Below are 16,437 nucleotides of genomic sequence, written 5' to 3'. Positions count from 1 at the left end.
GAGCGAAGCAACGCCCGCGATCATCCACGGCAGGACCGACGTGAGCCAATGCCGCGACCTGCCATGGGGCTTGCGGTGCGGCCCCCCAAGATTCCACACCGGCGTCGCCGCCGCGCCCCCCTGCTTCAGCTTCCGGCCGCCGTGTAGGTCGTACCGGCTGCGGAACGGCGGCTCGTCCTTCGGGTCGAACCTGTCCCAGACCGGGAGCGAACGCCCCGCGCCGGGGCCCTTCGGTTTCTTCCATGCCATGCCGAACGGATGCGCGGGGAATCCGGCGGGACGGGGGCAGCTGCGCGCACGCCCGAAGGCGAGCGACGTAACTGGCGCAAGCGCGGGAATGCCCGGACATGCGGCGGACGCCATCCTGGCGCTTGCGCGCTCGGTTCCTCGCTTCGATCGATCCACCGGACCGATCGATCCCTGCGGGAGCGCCAGCCTCGCGCTTGCGCGCTCGGTTCCTCGCTTCGATCGGTCCACTGGACCGATCGATCCCTGCGGGAGCGCTCGTCACATTCTGAAGACGCCGAACCGCGTCTCCTCCACGGGGGCGTTGAGGGCCGCGCGCAGGCTCAGGGCCAGCACCTCGCGGGAGCGGCGGGGATCGACGATGCCGTCGTCCCACAGGCGGGCCGAGGCGTAGAGGGGGTGGGACTGGCGCTCGAACATCTCCTCGGTGGGGCGCCGGAACTCGGCCTCCTCCTCGGGGAGCCACTCGCGGCCCTCCTTCTCCATCGCGGCGCGCTTCACGGTGGCGAGGACGCCGGCCGCCTGGGCGCCGCCCATCACCGAGATGCGGCTGTTGGGCCAGGTCCACAGGAAGCGCGGCGAGTAGGCGCGGCCCGCCATGCCGTAGTTGCCCGCGCCGAAGGAGCCGCCGACCAGCATGGTGATCTTTGAGACGTTCGTGGTGGCCACCGCCGTGACCATCTTGGCGCCGTGACGGGCGATGCCTTCGTTCTCGTAGCGGCGGCCGACCATGAAGCCCGTGATGTTCTGCAGGAACACCAGCGGGATGCCGCGCTGCGAGCACAGCTCCACGAAGTGCGCGCCCTTCTGGGCGGCCTCGGAGAAGAGCACGCCGTTGTTGGCGACGATGCCGACGGGGATGCCCTCCACGTGGGCGAAGCCGGTCACGAGGGTCTCGCCGAAGCGGCGCTTGAACTCGTCGAAGCGCGAGCCGTCCACGATCCGGGCGACGACCTCGCGGATGTCGTAGGGCGTGCGCAGACCGGCCGGGACCACGTCGAGGATCTCGTCGGGGTCGTAGGCGGGCGGCTCGGGCGGGGCGAAGTCCGCGTGGGCCACGGGCGCGGCGTTCAGGAACCGCAGGCTCTCGCGCGCCAGCGCCAGGGCGTGGGCGTCGTCCTCGGCCAGGTAGTCGGCCACGCCCGACAGGCGCGTGTGCACGTCGCCGCCGCCGAGGTCCTCGGCCGAGACCTCCTCGCCCGTGGCGGCCTTCACCAGGGGCGGGCCGGCGAGAAAGATGGTGCCCTGGTCGCGCACGATGATGGACACGTCCGACATGGCGGGGACGTAGGCGCCGCCGGCCGTGCACGAGCCCATCACCACGGCGATCTGGGGGATGCCCTTCGCGGACATCTGGGCCTGGTTGTAGAAGATGCGCCCGAAGTGGTCGCGGTCCGGGAACACCTCGTCCTGCTGGGGCAGGTTCGCCCCCCCGCTGTCCACGAGGTAGACGCAAGGAAGCCGGCAGGCTTCGGCGATCTCCTGGGCGCGCAGGTGCTTCTTGACGGTCATGGGGTAGTAGGTGCCGCCCTTCACAGTGGCGTCGTTGCACACCACCATGACGTCGCGGCCGTGCACGCGCCCCACCCCGGCGATGGCGCCCGCGCCGGGGGCGGCACCATCGTACATGTCGTGGGCGGCGAACTGGCCGACCTCGAGGAAGGGCGAGCCGGGGTCGAGGAGGCCCGCCACCCGGTCGCGGGGCAGCATCTTGCCGCGGCTCATGTGGCGCGCGCGCGAGCGCTCACCGCCGCCGGCCGCGGCCAGGGCGGCGGCCTCAGCGACGGGGGCCAGGGCGGCCTCGTGGGCGGCGCGGTTCGCGCGCGCCTCCTCGGAGCGGGGGACGAGGGCCGATCGGAGCTTCACTGCGCGTCCTCCGCGTGGATGTCGAACCAGTGGATCGCGCCCTGCAGCGCCACCGCGGCACGCACCGTGGGCAGGGCGCCGCAGATCACCTGCCGCGTCATGGGCGAGAGCGAGTCGGCGGGCACCGGGCACTCGGGCTCGCCGGGGATCACGGGGGTGCGGGCGGCGGCGAGGGCCTCGCCGAAGGCGCCGCCCGCCTCGGGCAGCGACTGCAGCACCTCGGGCGGGGGCATCACCGCGCGCAGCGCGGCGTAGTGGGTCGATACGTCCTCGGCCACGTGGCGCACGCAGCGCGGCACGGCGGGGCGTTCGGTGCAGGCGAGCATGGTCTCGATCACGCAGTCGGCCAGGATCGTGGCGAGCGCATCGTAGTTGCAGCCCGGCCCGCAGTCCGGGTCGGCCCAGGCCGCGCGGTCCGCGGCGGAGAGCGCGGCGAAGCAGCGCGAGACGTCGTCCGCGGCGGCCGGTGCGGCGAGGCATGCGAGCAGCAGGGCCAGACGGCGCATCATGCGTTCCCCTTGGCGTCGGCCAGCTCGGCCCCCTCGCCCAGCTCGCGCTTCACCTCGGCGAGCTCGCGGTCGAGGAAGAACGAGATCAGCGAGCGGATGACGACGAGGAGGCCGAGGAACACGAGGTCGGCCATGGCGAGGCTGAGGGCCGTGTGGATGATGTCGGAGACGATCAGCAGCTCCAGCCCGCCCAGGATGTAGCGGCCCAGCTCCACGCGCTCGGCGTTCACGCCGCGGATGCGGCGGCGTTCGTCGCGCGAGATCTCGGCGCGGGCGAAACCGACGATGAAGCGGATCGCGCCGATCAGGAGGATCGCGCAGGCGAGGATGTCGATGCCGGCGGCCAGCCACTCGAACAGGTGCACGAGCCAGTCCACCTTGCCGTGCAGCACGGTGTCCTCGCGCACGTAGTCGAAGAAGCGGAGCGGCTCGGCTCCCGGTGTGGTCTCGGCCATCGGCGTCTCCCTTCAGGCGACCTTGGGCACGGCGGCGGGCGGCGTCCAGCGCCGCCGCCGCGTCAGCCCATCGCGCCCACCAGCTCGCGCCCCACCAGCATGCGGCGGATCTCGGAGGTGCCGGCGCCGATCTCCATCAGCTTGGCGTCGCGGAAGAGCCGCGAGACCGGCACGTCGTTCATGAAGCCCGCGCCGCCCATGGCCTGCACCGCCTGGTGCGCCTGCACCATGGCCTGCTCCGAGGCGTAGAGGCAGCAGGCCGCCGCGTCCTGGCGTGTGACCCGGCCCGCGTCGCAAGCCTTGGCCACCTCGTAGACGTAGGCGCGGGCCGAGTTCATGGCGGTGTACATGTCGGCGATCTTGCCCTGCATGAGCTGGAAGCTGCCCACGGGCTGGCCGAACTGCCGCCGCTCCGAGACGTAGGGCATCACCTCGTCGAGGCAGGCCGCCATGATGCCGAGGCCGATGCCCGCCAGCACCACGCGCTCGTAGTCGAGGCCGGACATGAGGACGCGCACGCCGCGCCCCTCCTCGCCCAGCACGTTCTCGAACGGCACCTCCACGTCCTCGAACACCAGCTCGGCGGTGTTCGAGCCGCGCATCCCCAGCTTGTCGAAGTGCGGCGAGGCGGAGAAGCCGGTCATGGCCTTCTCGACCAGGAAGGCGGTGATGCCGCGGGCGCCGGCCTCGGGGTCGGTCTTGGCGTAGACCACCAGCGTGTCGGCGTCGGGGCCGTTGGTAATCCAGTACTTGGTCCCGTTGAGCACGTAGCGGTCGTTGCGCTTCTCGGCCCGCAACTTCATCGACACCACGTCGGAGCCGGCGCCCGCCTCGGACATGGCCAGGGCGCCCACATGCTCGCCCGACACGAGGCCGGGGAGGTACTTTTCCCGCTGGGCGTCGGTGCCGTTCAGGGCGATCTGGTTCACGCATAGGTTGGAGTGCGCGCCGTAGCTGAGGGAGACCGAGGCCGAGGCGCGGGCGATCTCCTCCACGGCGACCACGTGGGCGAGGTAGCCCATGCCGGCGCCGCCGAAGCGCTCGGGAACGGTGATGCCGAGCAGGCCCAGCTCGCCCATCTCGCGCCAGAGCGCGGCGGGAAACGCGTTCGAGGCGTCGATCTCGCCGGCCATCGGCTTCACGCGCTCCTGCGCCCAGCGATGGGTCATCTCGCGCAGCGCCTCGACGTCCTCGCCCAGGTCGAAGCGCATGGTGTGGGTGAACATCGCGGACCTCCCTGCCCCCGGCGCGCCCAAGGAATTGAACGCTCGTTCAGTTCATAGCGGCCGCCGCGCCCGGCGTCCAGCGGGGGCGGGGATTCCCCACTTGCCCGCCCGCCTCCGCGGCCGCAATCTGGTGCGGAGGAGCCAGGCCATGGGCGACTACACGATGGCGTTCTACCAGGGCATGGGCGACGGCAAGGACCGCATCGCCCGCGCCTTCGGCCGCGTGCAGGCTTGGATCGTGCGGGGGGCGACGCGGTCGGCGTTCAGCCACTGCGAGCTGATCCGCCACCCGGACGCGCCGCCGCCGGGCCTGCCGGTGGAGTCGATCTCGTCGTCGGGGCGCGACGGGGGGGTTCGGATCAAGTGGATCCGCTACGACGCGGGCAAGTGGGCGTTCAAGCCGGTGCCCTGGGCGCCCGCCGACGCCTGGGACCGGGCCGCCCGGCACCTGGGCAAGCCCTACGACTACGCGGGCCTCCTCAAGAGCCACGTCATCCCCCTGAACCGCGAGGACCCCGAGGCGTGGTTCTGCTCGGAGCTGTGCGCCGAGGCGCTGGGGCTGCGGATGCCCAACGCGCTCTCGCCCGGCGCGCTGCACCGGGCGCTGGAGGACGACTGCGACATCTGGCGCCGGACGCTGCGCGTCTCGCACGGACGCCGGGAGGGCGGCGCGCGGCGGGGCTGGCTGTAGGGGGCGCGGGCGGCTGGCCCGGGGAAAGGCCTCGGCACGCCGTCGCTCGGGGGGAAGGAGGAGGCGCGTGCCGCCCGCATTCCACAGATGGGGGCGCGGGGGCGCGCCTGCGAATCACGCCGGATCGCGGGCGCGTGACGGGGCGCCGAGGTGCCGCGCCGCCTCGGCGGCCACGATCCGTCCGATCAGGGCGCAGTCCGCGGCGTCGAAGGTCAGCGGCACGCGCATGTCGAGGAGCCGGGCGAGGATCGCGTCGGAGCGCGGCAAGCGCTGGGGCGCCACGTAGCCCCAGTGGTGGTGGCGCGAAGTGAACCCGTGGGCCTCAGCGCCGCCGAACCACTTCCACTCCACGCCCCACGCGGCGCAGGCGGCGAGGAAGGCGGGCACGCGGGCGGGATCATGGGCCAGCACTTGGATCGAGGAGCCGACGAAGGCTTCGGCCTGCGGGCGCTCGACGACCGCGAGGCCGGGGGCGTCCCGGAACGCGTCCTCCAGGGCGCGGTAGAGGGCGTTCCAGCGCTCCACCTGCCGGGGCAGCGCCCCGATCTGGGGGCGCAGGATCGCGGCACGCAGCTCGTCCATGCGGCCCGAGACGTTGGGGACCGTGCCCTTGTGGCGGGCGAAGACCGCCTCGGCGGGCGCGGTGCCGTGACGGGCGTAGAGCATGTAGCTGCCCGACAAGAGGATCATGCGCGCGGCGAGGTCCGGGTCGTCGGTGCAGACCAGCCCCCCCTCGCCCGCGTTCACGTGCTTGTAGGTCTGGCACGAGAAGCAGCCCACCGCGCCCCAGCGCCCCGAGGGCCGGCCGTTCCAGGCCGCGCCCATGGTGTGGGCGCAGTCCTCGACCACGGCCACGCCGGCGGCGTCGCACAGGGCCATCAGCGCCTCCATGTCGGCGAGGTGGCCGCGCATGTGGCTGACGAGGAGCACGCGGGCCTGCGGAAGCTTCACTTCGAGGTCGCCGAGGTCGATCCGCAGGGAGTCGTCCACCTCCACCAGCACGGGGCGCGCGCCCACGGCGGCGATCGCGCCGGGCACGGGCGCGAGGGTCCAGGCGTTGGTGAGCACCGGATCGCCCGGGCCCACGCCCAGCGCGCGCAGGGCGGCGGTCATGGCGTAGCCGCCCGAGGCCACGGCGAGGGCGTGGGCGGCCCCTACGCTCGCGGCGAACTCCCGCTCCAGCGCCGCCACCTCGCTCGGCTCCGCGCCGTAGCGGTGCAGCGCGCCGGAGCGCATGACGCGCACGGCGGCCTCGATCGCGGGCTCGGGGATCGGCTCCTGCCGGGTGAAGGACTTGGCGAAGCGTTCCATGGCGGCAAGCTAGGCGCGCACGCCGCGTGCATTGCAAGCGTCGTGGGGGGGCTCTGCCCCCGCCGCCTGCGGCGGCTCCCCCGAGGTATTTAGGAAACGAAGACGAGGGCGTTCCCTCATCTTGCCAGAAATATCTCGGGGGGAGGCCCGACGGGCCGGGGGGCAGAGCCCCCCTCTCAGGCGATCCGCTGCGCCTCGGCAGCGGTCAGGCGATGCGCGGCGGCATCGAGCGCGGCGAAGTCGGCGAGCAGTTCCGAGCCGTCCCGCACGAGGTGGTCGACCGGATCCATGAAGCCCACCAGCAGGCAGGGCAGCCCGGCGGCCTCGGCGGTGTCGCGGTCGGTGGTGGTGTCGCCCACGAGGATCGCGCGCTCCGGGTGCCCGCCCGCCCGGCGGATCGTCTCGCGCAGGGGCTCGGGGTCGGGCTTGCGCACGGGCAGCGTGTCGGCACCCACGAGCGCGTGGAACTCGGCCGAGGCGCCGAGGCCCTCCATCAGCGCCACCGCGAGCCCCTCCGGCTTGTTGGTGCAGATGCCGACCGCGTAGCCCGCCTCGCGGAGTCGCGCCACCGCCTCGCGGGCGCCGGGAAAGAAGGTGGTGTGGACGCAGACCGCCTCGGCGTAGGCGTCGAGCAGGGGCTGGTAGCCGCGATCGACCTCGTCTTCGTCCACCTCGCCCAAACGGGCCAGCCCCGCGCGCAGCATGGAGCGCCCGCCCTTCAGCGCCGCGGCCCGGTGCGCGGGGTCGTCCGCATCCAGCGCGGTGTCGCGGCCGAGGTGCCGGAACGCGGCGTTGGCGGCCGCGATCAGGTCGAGCGACGTGTCGCACAGCGTCCCGTCGAGGTCGAAGATGACGCATGGTTTCATCAGGCGGCTCCCTTTCGCCGACGCTCGCCTTGCGGCGCCGCCGGGGGGAGGTAGAACGGCCGGCGTTCGAGGAAAAGGGGTGCGCGCATGGCCGCCGCGTTGATCGTCCTGGCCGCCGGCCAGGGCAGCCGCATGAAGTCCGAGCGCCCGAAGGTGCTCCACGAGGTCGCCGGCGCGCCGCTCCTGCGCCACGCGCTCTTGTCGGGCGCCGCCTTGGAACCGGTGCGGACCGTGGTCGTCGTCGGCCACGGCGGCGAGGCGGTGGAGACGGCGCTACGCGGCTTCGACGAGGACGCGGTGGTGGCGGTGCAGACCGAGCAGCGCGGCACCGCCCACGCGGTGGCGCAGGCGCGCGGCGCCCTGGAGGGCTTCGACGGCGACGCCTTCGTGCTCTACGGCGACACCCCCTTCATCGAGGGCGAGACCCTCCAGCGCATGGCCGAGGCGAGGGCCGCGGGCGCCGACGTGGTGGTGCTGGGCTTCGAGGCCGCCGACCCCATGCGCTACGGCCGCCTCGTGACCGACGGCGACCGGCTGGAGCGGATCGTGGAGTTCAAGGACGCCACCGAGGCGGAGCGCGCGATCCGGCTGTGCAATTCGGGCGTGATGGCCTGCGACGCCGCCACCATGTTCTCGCTGATCGCGGAGGTGGGCGACGACAACGCCTCCGGAGAGTTCTACCTCACCGACCTGCCGGCGCTGGCGGCGAAGCGCGGCCTCTCGGCCCGCGTGGTGGTCTGCGACGAGAGCGAGACGCTGGGCGTGAACACCCGGATGGACCTCGCCGCCGCAGAGGCCGCGTTCCAGCGCCGGGCGCGGGCGGCGGCGATGGAGAACGGCGCCACGCTCGTGGACCCCGCCACGGTGCACTTCGCCTTCGACACCCATCTGGGGCGCGACGTGGTGGTGGAGCCCCACGTGGTGTTCGGCCCCGGCGTCACGGTCGAGTCCGGCGCCACGATCCGCGCCTTCAGCCACCTCGAGGGCGCTCACGTCTCGGAAGCCTGCGTGGTCGGACCTTACGCCCGCCTGCGTCCCGGCACCGAGCTGGACCGCGGCGCCAAGGTCGGCAACTTCGTGGAGGTGAAGGCCGCGCAGGTCGACGAGGGCGCCAAGATCAACCACCTGAGCTACGTCGGCGACGCGCATGTGGGCGCGCATGCCAACGTCGGCGCGGGTACGATCACCTGCAACTACGACGGCGTGGGCAAGCACCGCACCACCATCGGGGCGCACGCCTTCATCGGATCGAACACCATGCTGGTGGCGCCCGTTGCGGTGGGCGACGAGGCGATGACCGGCTCCGGCTCGGTCGTCACGCGCGACGTGCCGGACGGCGCGCTCGCGCTGTCGCGCGCGCGGCAGGAGAACAAGGACGGCATGGCGCGGCGCCTCATGGCGAAGCTGCGCGCGGCGAAGGAGGCCCGCTGACATGTGTGGAATCATCGGCATCCTGGGCGACCACCAGGCGGCGCCCATCATGGTCGACGCGCTCAAGCGCCTCGAGTACCGCGGCTATGACAGCGCCGGCATCGCCACCGTCGAGGACGGGCGCCTCGACCGGCGGCGCGCGGTGGGCAAGCTCGTGAACCTGGCCGACCTCCTGGTCAGCGACCCGCTCGCCGGCAAGGCCGGCATCGGCCACACCCGCTGGGCCACCCACGGCGTGCCGTCGGTCGCCAACGCGCACCCCCACCGCTCGGGGCGCGTGGCCGTGGTGCACAACGGCATCATCGAGAACTTCCGCGAGCTGCGCGCCGAGCTGGGCGGCACCTGGGAGAGCCAGACCGACACCGAGACCATCGTGCGCCTGTGCGAGAGCTTCCTCGACCGCGGCATGTCCCCGCAGGACGCCGCCTTCGCCACGGTCGACCGCCTGCGCGGCGCCTACGCCCTGTGCTTCCTGTTCGACGGCGAGGCGGACCTCCTGGTCTGCGCCCGCGCCGGCAGCCCCCTCGCCATCGGCCATGGGCAGGGCGAGATGTTCGTGGGCTCCGACGCCATCGCGCTCGGCCCCCTCACCGACCGCCTCACCTACCTCGAGGAGGGCGACCGCGCGGTCGTCACCCGCGAGGGCGCGACGATCTGGGACAGCAATGGTGCCCGCGCCAACCGCGACGTGGTGCGCGTGCCCGTGGACTCCCAGCGCATCGAGAAGGGCGGCCACCGCCACTTCATGGCCAAGGAGATCCACGAGCAGCCGCAGACGCTCTCGGACGTGCTCGACCTCTACCTCGACGGCGACCGCGTCTCGCCGCCCGCGGAGGTGGACTTCGCCGCGCTCTCTCGCCTCACCATCGTGGCCTGCGGCACGGCCTACATCGCCGGCACCGTGGCGAAGTACTGGTTCGAGCAGATCGCGCGCATGCCCGTGGAGTGCGACATCGCCTCCGAGTACCGCTACCGCGACCCGGTGATCGACCCCGAGGGCGCGGCGCTGTTCGTGTCGCAGTCGGGCGAGACCGCCGACACCCTGGCCGCCCTGCGTCACGCCGCCTCGGGCGCCAAGGCGATCCTGTCGGTGGTGAACGTGCCCGAGAGCTCGATCGCCCGCGAGAGCGACGTGGCCTTCCCGATCCGCGCCGGCGTCGAGATCGGCGTGGCCTCCACGAAGGCCTTCACGAACCAGCTCGCGGTGCTCCTGTGCCTCGCAGTGCTCGCCGCCCGCCAGCGCGGCGCCATAGATGCCGCGCGCGAGGCCGCCATCGTGGGCGAGCTGCGCCGCCTGCCGGGGCTGATGAGCCTCGCGCTCGCCACCGAGGGCCGCTGCGCCGAGTTGAGCCACTGGCTGGCTGAGGCCTCCGACATCCTGTTCCTCGGGCGCGGACCGATGTTCCCGCTGGCGCACGAGGGGGCGCTGAAGCTCAAGGAAATCTCCTACATCCACGCCGAGGCCTACGCCTCGGGCGAGCTGAAGCACGGGCCGATCGCGCTTGTGGACCGGACCCTGCCGGTGGTGGTCCTGGCCCCCACGGATGCCCTGTTCGAGAAGACCGTCTCGAACATGCAGGAGGTGATGGCCCGCGAGGGACAGGTTCTGCTGGTGACGGACGCCGAAGGCGAGGCGGCGGGCGGCGGGGGCTGCCGCGCGGTGCTGCGGATGCCGGCCTGCGACCCGGTGCTGGCGCCGATCCTCTACTCCGTGCCCGCGCAGCTGCTGGCCTACCACACGGCCGTCCACAAGGGCACGGACGTGGACCAGCCGCGCAACCTGGCGAAGTCCGTCACCGTGGAGTGATCCGACGAAACGGGGCGCGCAATCGCCGCTCGCCCGCCGCCGTCGCGCCCCATTCCCCCCGCAGATCACTGGGGTGGCGGACGCTCCGCCGCCCCGACCTGCGACGGAGGACGAACCCCGTGGACGCGCATACGCCCCTGACGATCCCCGCGGCCCTTCGCCGCTTCGCGCGCGCCGAATGCGGGGCGGTGGCCGTCGACTGGGCCGTGCTCACCGCGGCCGCGACCGCGATGGCCCTGGGCGCCGGCGTGCTGCTGGTCGCGGGCAGCGACGCCTTCCAGACCCACGTGCGGAGCGACCTGAGCCGCGACGTGTCGGGCGTGAAGCCTACCAGCGCGCGCACCGACGCCGCGCGCGGCCAGGAACCCGACGGCACGTCCGCCGAGGACGACGGCGAGCTACGCTTCAAGGCCGTCTCGATCCGCAAGGCCACCGCCTCCACGCGGGTGAGCTGCGGCGACTCGATCAATTGCGGCGAGAGTTCCGAGACCGTGACGCGCCGCTACCTCATGAGCGACGGCTCGGTCTGGACCCGCACCTCCGTGTACCATGCGTCGGACTCCGACCCCGAGGACCAGTGGTTCGACGGCGACGGCCGCGAGACCCGCGACGTGCCCGACATGCCCGAGGACGTGCCCGAGGCCTGGATCGACTGATCCGCGCGCCTTGCGCCCCCGCCCGCCCTTCCGTAAGGGCGGCGCGTCCGAGACGGGGGGGTGGCATGACGCGCCTGGTGATGAAGTTCGGCGGCACGTCCGTCGGGAACCTCGAGCGCATCAAGCGCGTCGCCAAGCGCGTGGGCGTCGAGGTCGCGCGCGGCCATGAGGTGATCGTGGTCGTCTCCGCCATGTCCGGCAAAACCAACGAGCTGGTGGGCTGGGTCGGCGAGACCGGCCCTCTCCACGACGCGCGCGAGTACGACGCCGTGGTCTCCTCGGGCGAGAACGTCACCGCCGGCCTGCTCGCGCTGGTGCTGCAGCACAACGGCATCGACGCGCGCTCCTGGCAGGGCTGGCAGGTGCCGGTCCGCACCACTTCGGCCCACGGCTCGGCGCGCATCGAGGACATCCCCACGGACAACCTCGCGACGAAGTTCGGCGAGGGCATGCAGGTGGCCGTGGTGGCGGGCTTCCAGGGCATCAGCCCCGAGGGGCGCATCACCACGCTGGGGCGCGGCGGCTCGGACACCACCGCGGTGGCCTTCGCCGCCGCCTTCGGGGCGGAGCGCTGCGACATCTACACGGACGTGGACGGCGTCTACACCACCGATCCGCGTGTCAGCGCCAAGGCCCGCCGCATCGACCGCATCGCCTTCGAGGAGATGCTGGAGCTGGCCTCGCTGGGTGCCAAGGTGCTCCAGACCCGCTCCGTGGAACTGGCGATGCGCTACGACGTGCGCCTGCGGGTGCTGTCGAGCTTCGAGGAAATGGACGAGAATGCCGGCACGCTGGTGTGCCGCGAGGAGGACATCGTGGAATCCAAGGTCGTATCGGGCGTCGCCTTCAGCCGCGACGAGGCGCAGATGACCCTCGTGAGCGTGGCCGACCGCCCCGGCATCTCGGCCGCCATCTTCGGCCCCCTCGCCGAGGAGGGCGTCGTGGTCGACATGATCGTGCAGAACATCGGCGAGGACGGCCGCACCGACATGACCTTCTCGCTGCCCGTGGACATGGTGCCGCGCGCCCGCCGCGCCATGGACGGCGTGAAGGCGGGCGGCGAGGTGAACTTCCGCGACCTGCTGGTCGACTCCGAGGTGGCCAAGGTCTCGGTGGTGGGCATCGGCATGCGCTCCCACGCCGGGGTCGCGGCCAAGATGTTCCGCGCGCTCTCGGAGTTCGGCGTGAACATCAAGGTCATCACCACCTCGGAGATCAAGATCTCGGTGCTGATCGACCGCAAGTTCACGGAGCTGGCCGTGCAGGCGCTGCACGACGCCTTCGAGCTGCAGAAGGCCTGACCCGCAGGCCCCGCGGGCGCCCCGTTATCGCATGACGGGGCCCCTGCCGGCGCATGACCGCGCGCCGCATTGGCCTGACGGGCGGCCCCGGGGCCACGATCGCCCCATGATGACCCGACACACCCCTCCCCCGTTCTGGCTCGCCGTGCTCGGCGCCCTCTCGCTCGCCTCCGTGGCCGTTCTGGCGCCGCCCGACAGGCCTTCGGCGGGCACGGTCCAGGCCGCGATGCAGGCCGGGCGCTAAGGCGCCGCCGAGCCCCCTCCGCCCTTTCCCCCGCCCCGCCCGGCGGGGTATGGGGGCGCGAGGGAGACAGGCGCATGACCGCACCGGACACCGAGAGCCGCAAGCTGCTGCGGCGCCTCCAAGCGGTGATGGCCGAGGAGGCGCAGGGCCAGGAGCGTCTCGACCGCATCGTCGCCCTCGTGGCCGATTCGATGGGCACCGACGTGTGCTCCATCTACCTGCACCGCGACGAGAACACGCTGGAGCTGTGCGCCACGCAGGGCCTCAACCCCGAGGCGGTCCATGTCACCCGCCTGCGCCTCGGCGAGGGACTGGTGGGCCGCGTCGCGCGGCGCCGCGGCCCCGTGAACACTGCCGACGCGCCCTCCACCCGCGGCTTTCGCTTCATGCCCGAGACCGGCGAGGAGGTGTTCTCGGCCTTCCTCGGCGTGCCCGTCCAGCGCCTCGGCGAGCGGCTGGGCGTGCTGGTGGTGCAGTCCAAGGAAGCGCGCGAGTACTCCGAGGACGAGGTCTACGCCCTTGAGGTGGTGGCCATGGTGCTGGCCGAGATGGCGGAACTCGGCGCCTTCGTGGGCGAGGGCGAGGCCCTGCGCGCGCCCCATGCCGGCCAGCGCATGTTCCGGGGTGTCACGGGCCAGGAGGGCGCGGCCGAGGGGCTGGTTCATCTCCACGACCCCCGCGTGGTGATCACAAACCCCGTGGCCGACGACCCGGACGCGGAGAAGCGCCGGCTCGCGGACGCGATCGACGCCCTGCGCCTGTCGGTGGACAAGATGCTGGATGCCGCCTCGGGCGACCGCGAGCAGATGGAGGTCCTCGAGACCTACCGCATGTTCGCCTACTCCCGCTCCTGGCTGCGGCGCATGGAGGCGGACATCGACGCGGGCCTCTCGGCGGAGGCGGCCGTCGAGAAGGAGCAGACCACCGCGCGCACGCGCATGAGCCAGTCCGGCGACGCCTACCTGCGCGACCGGCTGGCCGATCTGGACGATCTGTCAAACCGCCTCCTGCGCACGCTCACGGGACAGGGGCGCGCCACGCGCGCGGCGCCCGACGGCAGCGTCCTGGTGGCGCGCAACCTCGGCCCCGCGGAGCTTCTGGAATACGGGCGCGGGCGCCTGCGGGGCATCGTGCTCGAGGAGGGCTCGGTCGGATCCCACGCGGCCATCGTCGCGCGCGCTTGGGCGATCCCGCTGGTGATCCAGGCCCGCGGCATCCTCACCGAGGCGCTGTCGGGCGACCCGATCCTCGTGGACGGCGACCAGGCCATCGCCCACCTGCGTCCCGACGAGAAGGTGCGCGAGGCGTTCCGCGAGAAGCTGGCCATGCAGGCCGACGCCCAGCAGCGCTACGCGGCGATCCGCGACCGGCTCTGCGTCACCGAGGACGGGCAGCGCATCGAGTTGACCATGAACGCGGGGCTTATGGCCGACCTGCCCTCGCTGCCCTCCTCGGGGGCCGAGGGCGTGGGGCTCTTCCGCACCGAGCTGCAGTTCCTCGTGCGTTCCAAGATGCCGCGCCGGGGCGAACTGGCCACGCTCTACGCGCGGGTCATGGACGCGGCGGGCGGCAAGCCGGTCACCTTCCGCACCCTCGACATCGGCTCCGACAAGGTGCTGCCCTACATGAAGCCCGCCGACGAGCCGAACCCGGCGCTGGGCTGGCGCGCGATCCGGGTCGGGCTCGACAAGCGCGGCATCATGCGGATGCAGCTCCAGGCCCTCCTGCGCGCCGCGAACGGGCGCCCCCTGCGGGTAATGTTCCCGTTCGTGGCCCAGATGGAGGAGTTCCTGGAGGCGCGCGGCCACGTCCTGCGCGAGATCCACCGCGAGCGCAGCCTCGGCCACGTGCTGCCCGAGAAGGTCTGCGTCGGCGCCATGCTGGAGACCCCGAGCCTCGCCTTCGCGCCTCGCCGCTTCTTCGAGGAGGCGGACTTCATCTCGATCGGCGGCAACGACCTCAAGCAGTTCTTCTTCGCCGCCGACCGCGAGAACGAGCGGGTGCGCCGGCGCTACGACACGCTCAACGTCTCGTTCCTGTCGCTGATCGAGCAGATCGTGGCGCGCTGCGACGAGGCGGGCACGCCCGTCAGCTTCTGCGGCGAGGACGCCGGCCGGCCCATCGAGGCGCTGTGCTTCGCGGCCATGGGCCTGCGCGCGCTGTCGATGCGCCCCGCGAGCATCGGCCCGGTGAAGCACCTGCTGCTGCGCTCCTCGCTCGCGGAGGTGCGCGAGGTCATCGCCAACGCCCGCGAGGCGGGCGAGCAGTCGGTGCGCCCCGCGGTGATGGACTACCTGCGCCACCGCTGAAGGGGGCGGCGCGCGAAGCCTCAGGCCGCGGCGGCGAGCGTCTCCATGCGCGAGGCGAAGTTCGACACCCGCTCCTTGTAGCGCTTCGCCAGCGACGCGCGCGCAAGCCGGGCCGACTGCAGCAGCAGCCGCGCCGAGAGGGTGCGAGCCCTGGCCTCCGTGACCACCGTGAGCCGCGTCAGCGCCGGGCCCCGCGCCTCGAGCGCGACCTCCAGCACGACGGTCATGCCGTCGGTCCCGCCCTCGATCACGAGCTGCCGCCGGGGATCCAGCGCGACCAGCGTGGCGGCGACGTCGCGGCGCTTGCCGCTCACGGTGCCGCGCCCCATCCAGCGCGTGCCCGGGCCCGGCGGGCCGGGCGGCTGGCGCTCCAGCCGGTCGGCGCCGCGCCTGATCAGGCCCTCCCAGCGCTCGATCGCCGAGACCTCGTCCCAGACCAGGTCCAGCGGCGCGCGGATGTCCTCGGTGGCGACGAACTTCATGGGGGGTCTCCGGCTCCTGTCGGCACATCTGGTGCCCGCGGGTTAGGATTCAATTAGGGCGCCATCGCGGCGCGGGGTCAGAGCCGGTCCTCCAGCCACGCCTGCAGGAGGAACCGGGCGATCGCTCCCTCGCGCGCGGGGCTCATGTGCGGGTCGCGCCCGGCGAAGACCTCGACCAGCCGCTCGCGCGTGACCCAGCGCGCCTCGGCGATCTCCTCGGGGTCGATCTCGATGCGGTCGTCCAAGGCCTCGCCGTGGGCGCCCAGCATCAGCGAGCCGGGGAACGGCCAGGGCTGCGAGGCGAGGTAGCGGACGCGCCCCACCCGCACGCCGCACTCCTCCCAGGTCTCGCGGCGCACCGCCGACTCCACCGTCTCGCCCGGCTCCATGAAGCCCGCGAGGCACGAGAAGAACCCCTCGGGCCAGGCCGGCGAGCGGCCCAGAAGGGCGCGCTCGCCGTGGATCACGAGCATGATCACCACCGGGTCGGTGCGCGGGAAGTGCGCGTGCCCTTCGCCGCACATCCGCATCCAGCCCGCCTTGCCCGGCTCCGTGGGCGCGCCGCAGCGGCCGCAGAAGCGATGGGTGCGGTGCCATTCGAGCACCCCGCGTGCCGTGGCGGCGATCTCGGCCTCGACGGGCGCGAGGCGGGTCATCGCGGCGCGCAGCTCCGCGAAGGCGCCCGGCAGGCCCGCGGCGCGCTGGGTCGAAGGGTCCTGGAAGGCGCCGAGCGTGTCGGCGAAGCCTTCGACCTCCAGCGCGCTCACGTCGCGGGCGAACAGCGCGTGGCCGTCGATGCGGCCGATCAGGACCGGGTGGCCCGCCTCCGGGGCGTGGCCGTCGAGGATCTGGAGCGCGTCTCCGGATTCCTTCAGCAGCGGCTTGCCGCGCCAGAGGGGCAGCGTGCGGGCGGGCAGAGCGGCCAGCAGCTCGGGGTGGCGGCGCAGGTCCTCGGCCCGGTCCAGCCCGCCGCCCCCGAAGGTCACCGTCTCGGCATGGTCCATGGCGCGCGTCCCCCTCGGGCCGCGTGGTGCCCG

15 protein-coding genes are annotated in these 16,437 nt (G+C 72.9%); 7 read left to right on the top strand and 8 right to left on the bottom strand.

The window, feature by feature from the left end:
• Positions 1-507: 507 nt before the first annotated feature.
• The 4 genes from K3554_RS07285 to K3554_RS07270 all read right to left on the bottom strand — a co-directional run bounded on the left by K3554_RS07285 (position 508) and on the right by K3554_RS07270 (position 4,302).
• The gene (locus tag K3554_RS07285; protein WP_259945434.1) at positions 508-2,112 is read right to left on the bottom strand and encodes a carboxyl transferase domain-containing protein; all 1,605 of its coding nucleotides are present in this window, start codon (positions 2,110-2,112) and stop codon (positions 508-510) included.
• Complete coding sequence (locus K3554_RS07280) at positions 2,109-2,621, bottom strand: hypothetical protein (RefSeq protein ID WP_259945433.1); 513 nt, start codon at positions 2,619-2,621, stop codon at positions 2,109-2,111. Before K3554_RS07280 ends, K3554_RS07285 begins: the two co-directional genes overlap by 4 nt.
• On the bottom strand, positions 2,618-3,076 hold the full coding sequence (locus K3554_RS07275; RefSeq protein ID WP_259945431.1) for a DUF1622 domain-containing protein: 459 nt from the start codon (positions 3,074-3,076) through the stop codon (positions 2,618-2,620). Before K3554_RS07275 ends, K3554_RS07280 begins: the two co-directional genes overlap by 4 nt.
• A 62-nt stretch (positions 3,077-3,138) precedes the next feature.
• Positions 3,139-4,302: an isovaleryl-CoA dehydrogenase gene (locus K3554_RS07270; protein ID WP_259945428.1), complete on the bottom strand. Its 1,164-nt coding sequence runs from the start codon at positions 4,300-4,302 to the stop codon at positions 3,139-3,141.
• Positions 4,303-4,450: 148 nt separating this feature from the next.
• Between K3554_RS07270 and K3554_RS07265 the strand changes: the two genes are divergently transcribed.
• A complete protein-coding gene (locus K3554_RS07265) occupies positions 4,451-4,993 on the top strand; it encodes a hypothetical protein (protein ID WP_259945426.1) in 543 nt (180 codons plus the stop codon).
• A gap of 114 nt (positions 4,994-5,107) precedes the next feature.
• Here the strand turns inward: K3554_RS07265 and K3554_RS07260 are convergent, their stop codons facing one another.
• Positions 5,108-6,304 (bottom strand): DegT/DnrJ/EryC1/StrS aminotransferase family protein, encoded by a 1,197-nt coding sequence (locus K3554_RS07260; RefSeq protein WP_259945424.1) that lies wholly within the window; start codon positions 6,302-6,304, stop codon positions 5,108-5,110.
• A 176-nt stretch (positions 6,305-6,480) separates the two neighbouring features.
• Entirely contained in the window at positions 6,481-7,170 is a 690-nt protein-coding gene (locus tag K3554_RS07255) for an HAD-IA family hydrolase (protein WP_259945422.1), read from the bottom strand.
• Positions 7,171-7,257: 87 nt separating this feature from the next.
• Between K3554_RS07255 and glmU the strand changes: the two genes are divergently transcribed.
• From glmU to ptsP, 6 genes are all read left to right on the top strand, one after another.
• The gene (gene glmU, locus K3554_RS07250) at positions 7,258-8,601 is read left to right on the top strand and encodes a bifunctional UDP-N-acetylglucosamine diphosphorylase/glucosamine-1-phosphate N-acetyltransferase GlmU (RefSeq protein ID WP_259945420.1); all 1,344 of its coding nucleotides are present in this window, start codon (positions 7,258-7,260) and stop codon (positions 8,599-8,601) included.
• A 1-nt stretch (position 8,602) separates the two neighbouring features.
• Positions 8,603-10,408, top strand: a complete 1,806-nt coding sequence (glmS, locus tag K3554_RS07245) for a glutamine--fructose-6-phosphate transaminase (isomerizing) (RefSeq protein WP_259945418.1) — start codon at positions 8,603-8,605, stop codon at positions 10,406-10,408.
• A gap of 119 nt (positions 10,409-10,527) precedes the next feature.
• Positions 10,528-11,064 carry a hypothetical protein gene (locus K3554_RS07240; RefSeq protein ID WP_259945416.1) on the top strand — a complete coding sequence of 179 codons (537 nt, stop codon included), beginning with the start codon at positions 10,528-10,530 and terminating at the stop codon, positions 11,062-11,064.
• A gap of 65 nt (positions 11,065-11,129) precedes the next feature.
• The gene (locus tag K3554_RS07235) at positions 11,130-12,365 is read left to right on the top strand and encodes an aspartate kinase (protein WP_259945414.1); all 1,236 of its coding nucleotides are present in this window, start codon (positions 11,130-11,132) and stop codon (positions 12,363-12,365) included.
• Between the two features lie 109 nt (positions 12,366-12,474).
• Positions 12,475-12,609 carry a hypothetical protein gene (locus K3554_RS07230; RefSeq protein WP_259945412.1) on the top strand — a complete coding sequence of 45 codons (135 nt, stop codon included), beginning with the start codon at positions 12,475-12,477 and terminating at the stop codon, positions 12,607-12,609.
• Between the two features lie 74 nt (positions 12,610-12,683).
• Positions 12,684-14,918, top strand: coding sequence for a phosphoenolpyruvate--protein phosphotransferase (gene ptsP, locus K3554_RS07225; RefSeq protein ID WP_259945409.1), 2,235 nt, complete (start codon positions 12,684-12,686; stop codon positions 14,916-14,918).
• Positions 14,919-14,938: 20 nt separating this feature from the next.
• Here ptsP and K3554_RS07220 read toward each other — a convergent pair whose 3' ends face one another.
• Both K3554_RS07220 and nudC read right to left on the bottom strand, forming a co-directional pair.
• Complete coding sequence (locus K3554_RS07220; RefSeq protein ID WP_259945406.1) at positions 14,939-15,400, bottom strand: SRPBCC family protein; 462 nt, start codon at positions 15,398-15,400, stop codon at positions 14,939-14,941.
• Between the two features lie 77 nt (positions 15,401-15,477).
• Positions 15,478-16,404, bottom strand: coding sequence for an NAD(+) diphosphatase (gene nudC / locus K3554_RS07215; RefSeq protein WP_259945403.1), 927 nt, complete (start codon positions 16,402-16,404; stop codon positions 15,478-15,480).
• Between the last annotated feature and the right edge of the window lie 33 nt (positions 16,405-16,437).

Origin of the sequence: Jannaschia sp. W003, from assembly GCF_025144335.1 — a bacterium.
GTDB lineage: Bacteria > Pseudomonadota > Alphaproteobacteria > Rhodobacterales > Rhodobacteraceae > Jannaschia.
Note: the sequence above shows the minus strand (reverse complement) of the source record. Positions and strands in the feature narration are given on the sequence as shown.

Excerpts from the sequence above, each read along its gene's own strand:
- K3554_RS07280 (WP_259945433.1), bottom strand. The coding sequence starts at position 2,621 with ATGATGCGCCGTCTGGCCCTGCTGCTCGCATGCCTCGCCGCACCGGCC.
- K3554_RS07275 (WP_259945431.1), bottom strand. The coding sequence starts at position 3,076 with ATGGCCGAGACCACACCGGGAGCCGAGCCGCTCCGCTTCTTCGACTAC.
- K3554_RS07270 (WP_259945428.1), bottom strand. The coding sequence starts at position 4,302 with ATGTTCACCCACACCATGCGCTTCGACCTGGGCGAGGACGTCGAGGCG.
- K3554_RS07265 (WP_259945426.1), top strand. The coding sequence starts at position 4,451 with ATGGGCGACTACACGATGGCGTTCTACCAGGGCATGGGCGACGGCAAG.
- K3554_RS07260 (WP_259945424.1), bottom strand. The coding sequence starts at position 6,304 with ATGGAACGCTTCGCCAAGTCCTTCACCCGGCAGGAGCCGATCCCCGAG.
- K3554_RS07255 (WP_259945422.1), bottom strand. The coding sequence starts at position 7,170 with ATGAAACCATGCGTCATCTTCGACCTCGACGGGACGCTGTGCGACACG.
- glmU (WP_259945420.1), top strand. The coding sequence starts at position 7,258 with ATGGCCGCCGCGTTGATCGTCCTGGCCGCCGGCCAGGGCAGCCGCATG.
- glmS (WP_259945418.1), top strand. The coding sequence starts at position 8,603 with ATGTGTGGAATCATCGGCATCCTGGGCGACCACCAGGCGGCGCCCATC.
- K3554_RS07235 (WP_259945414.1), top strand. The coding sequence starts at position 11,130 with ATGACGCGCCTGGTGATGAAGTTCGGCGGCACGTCCGTCGGGAACCTC.
- K3554_RS07230 (WP_259945412.1), top strand. The coding sequence starts at position 12,475 with ATGACCCGACACACCCCTCCCCCGTTCTGGCTCGCCGTGCTCGGCGCC.
- ptsP (WP_259945409.1), top strand. The coding sequence starts at position 12,684 with ATGACCGCACCGGACACCGAGAGCCGCAAGCTGCTGCGGCGCCTCCAA.
- K3554_RS07220 (WP_259945406.1), bottom strand. The coding sequence starts at position 15,400 with ATGAAGTTCGTCGCCACCGAGGACATCCGCGCGCCGCTGGACCTGGTC.
- nudC (WP_259945403.1), bottom strand. The coding sequence starts at position 16,404 with ATGGACCATGCCGAGACGGTGACCTTCGGGGGCGGCGGGCTGGACCGG.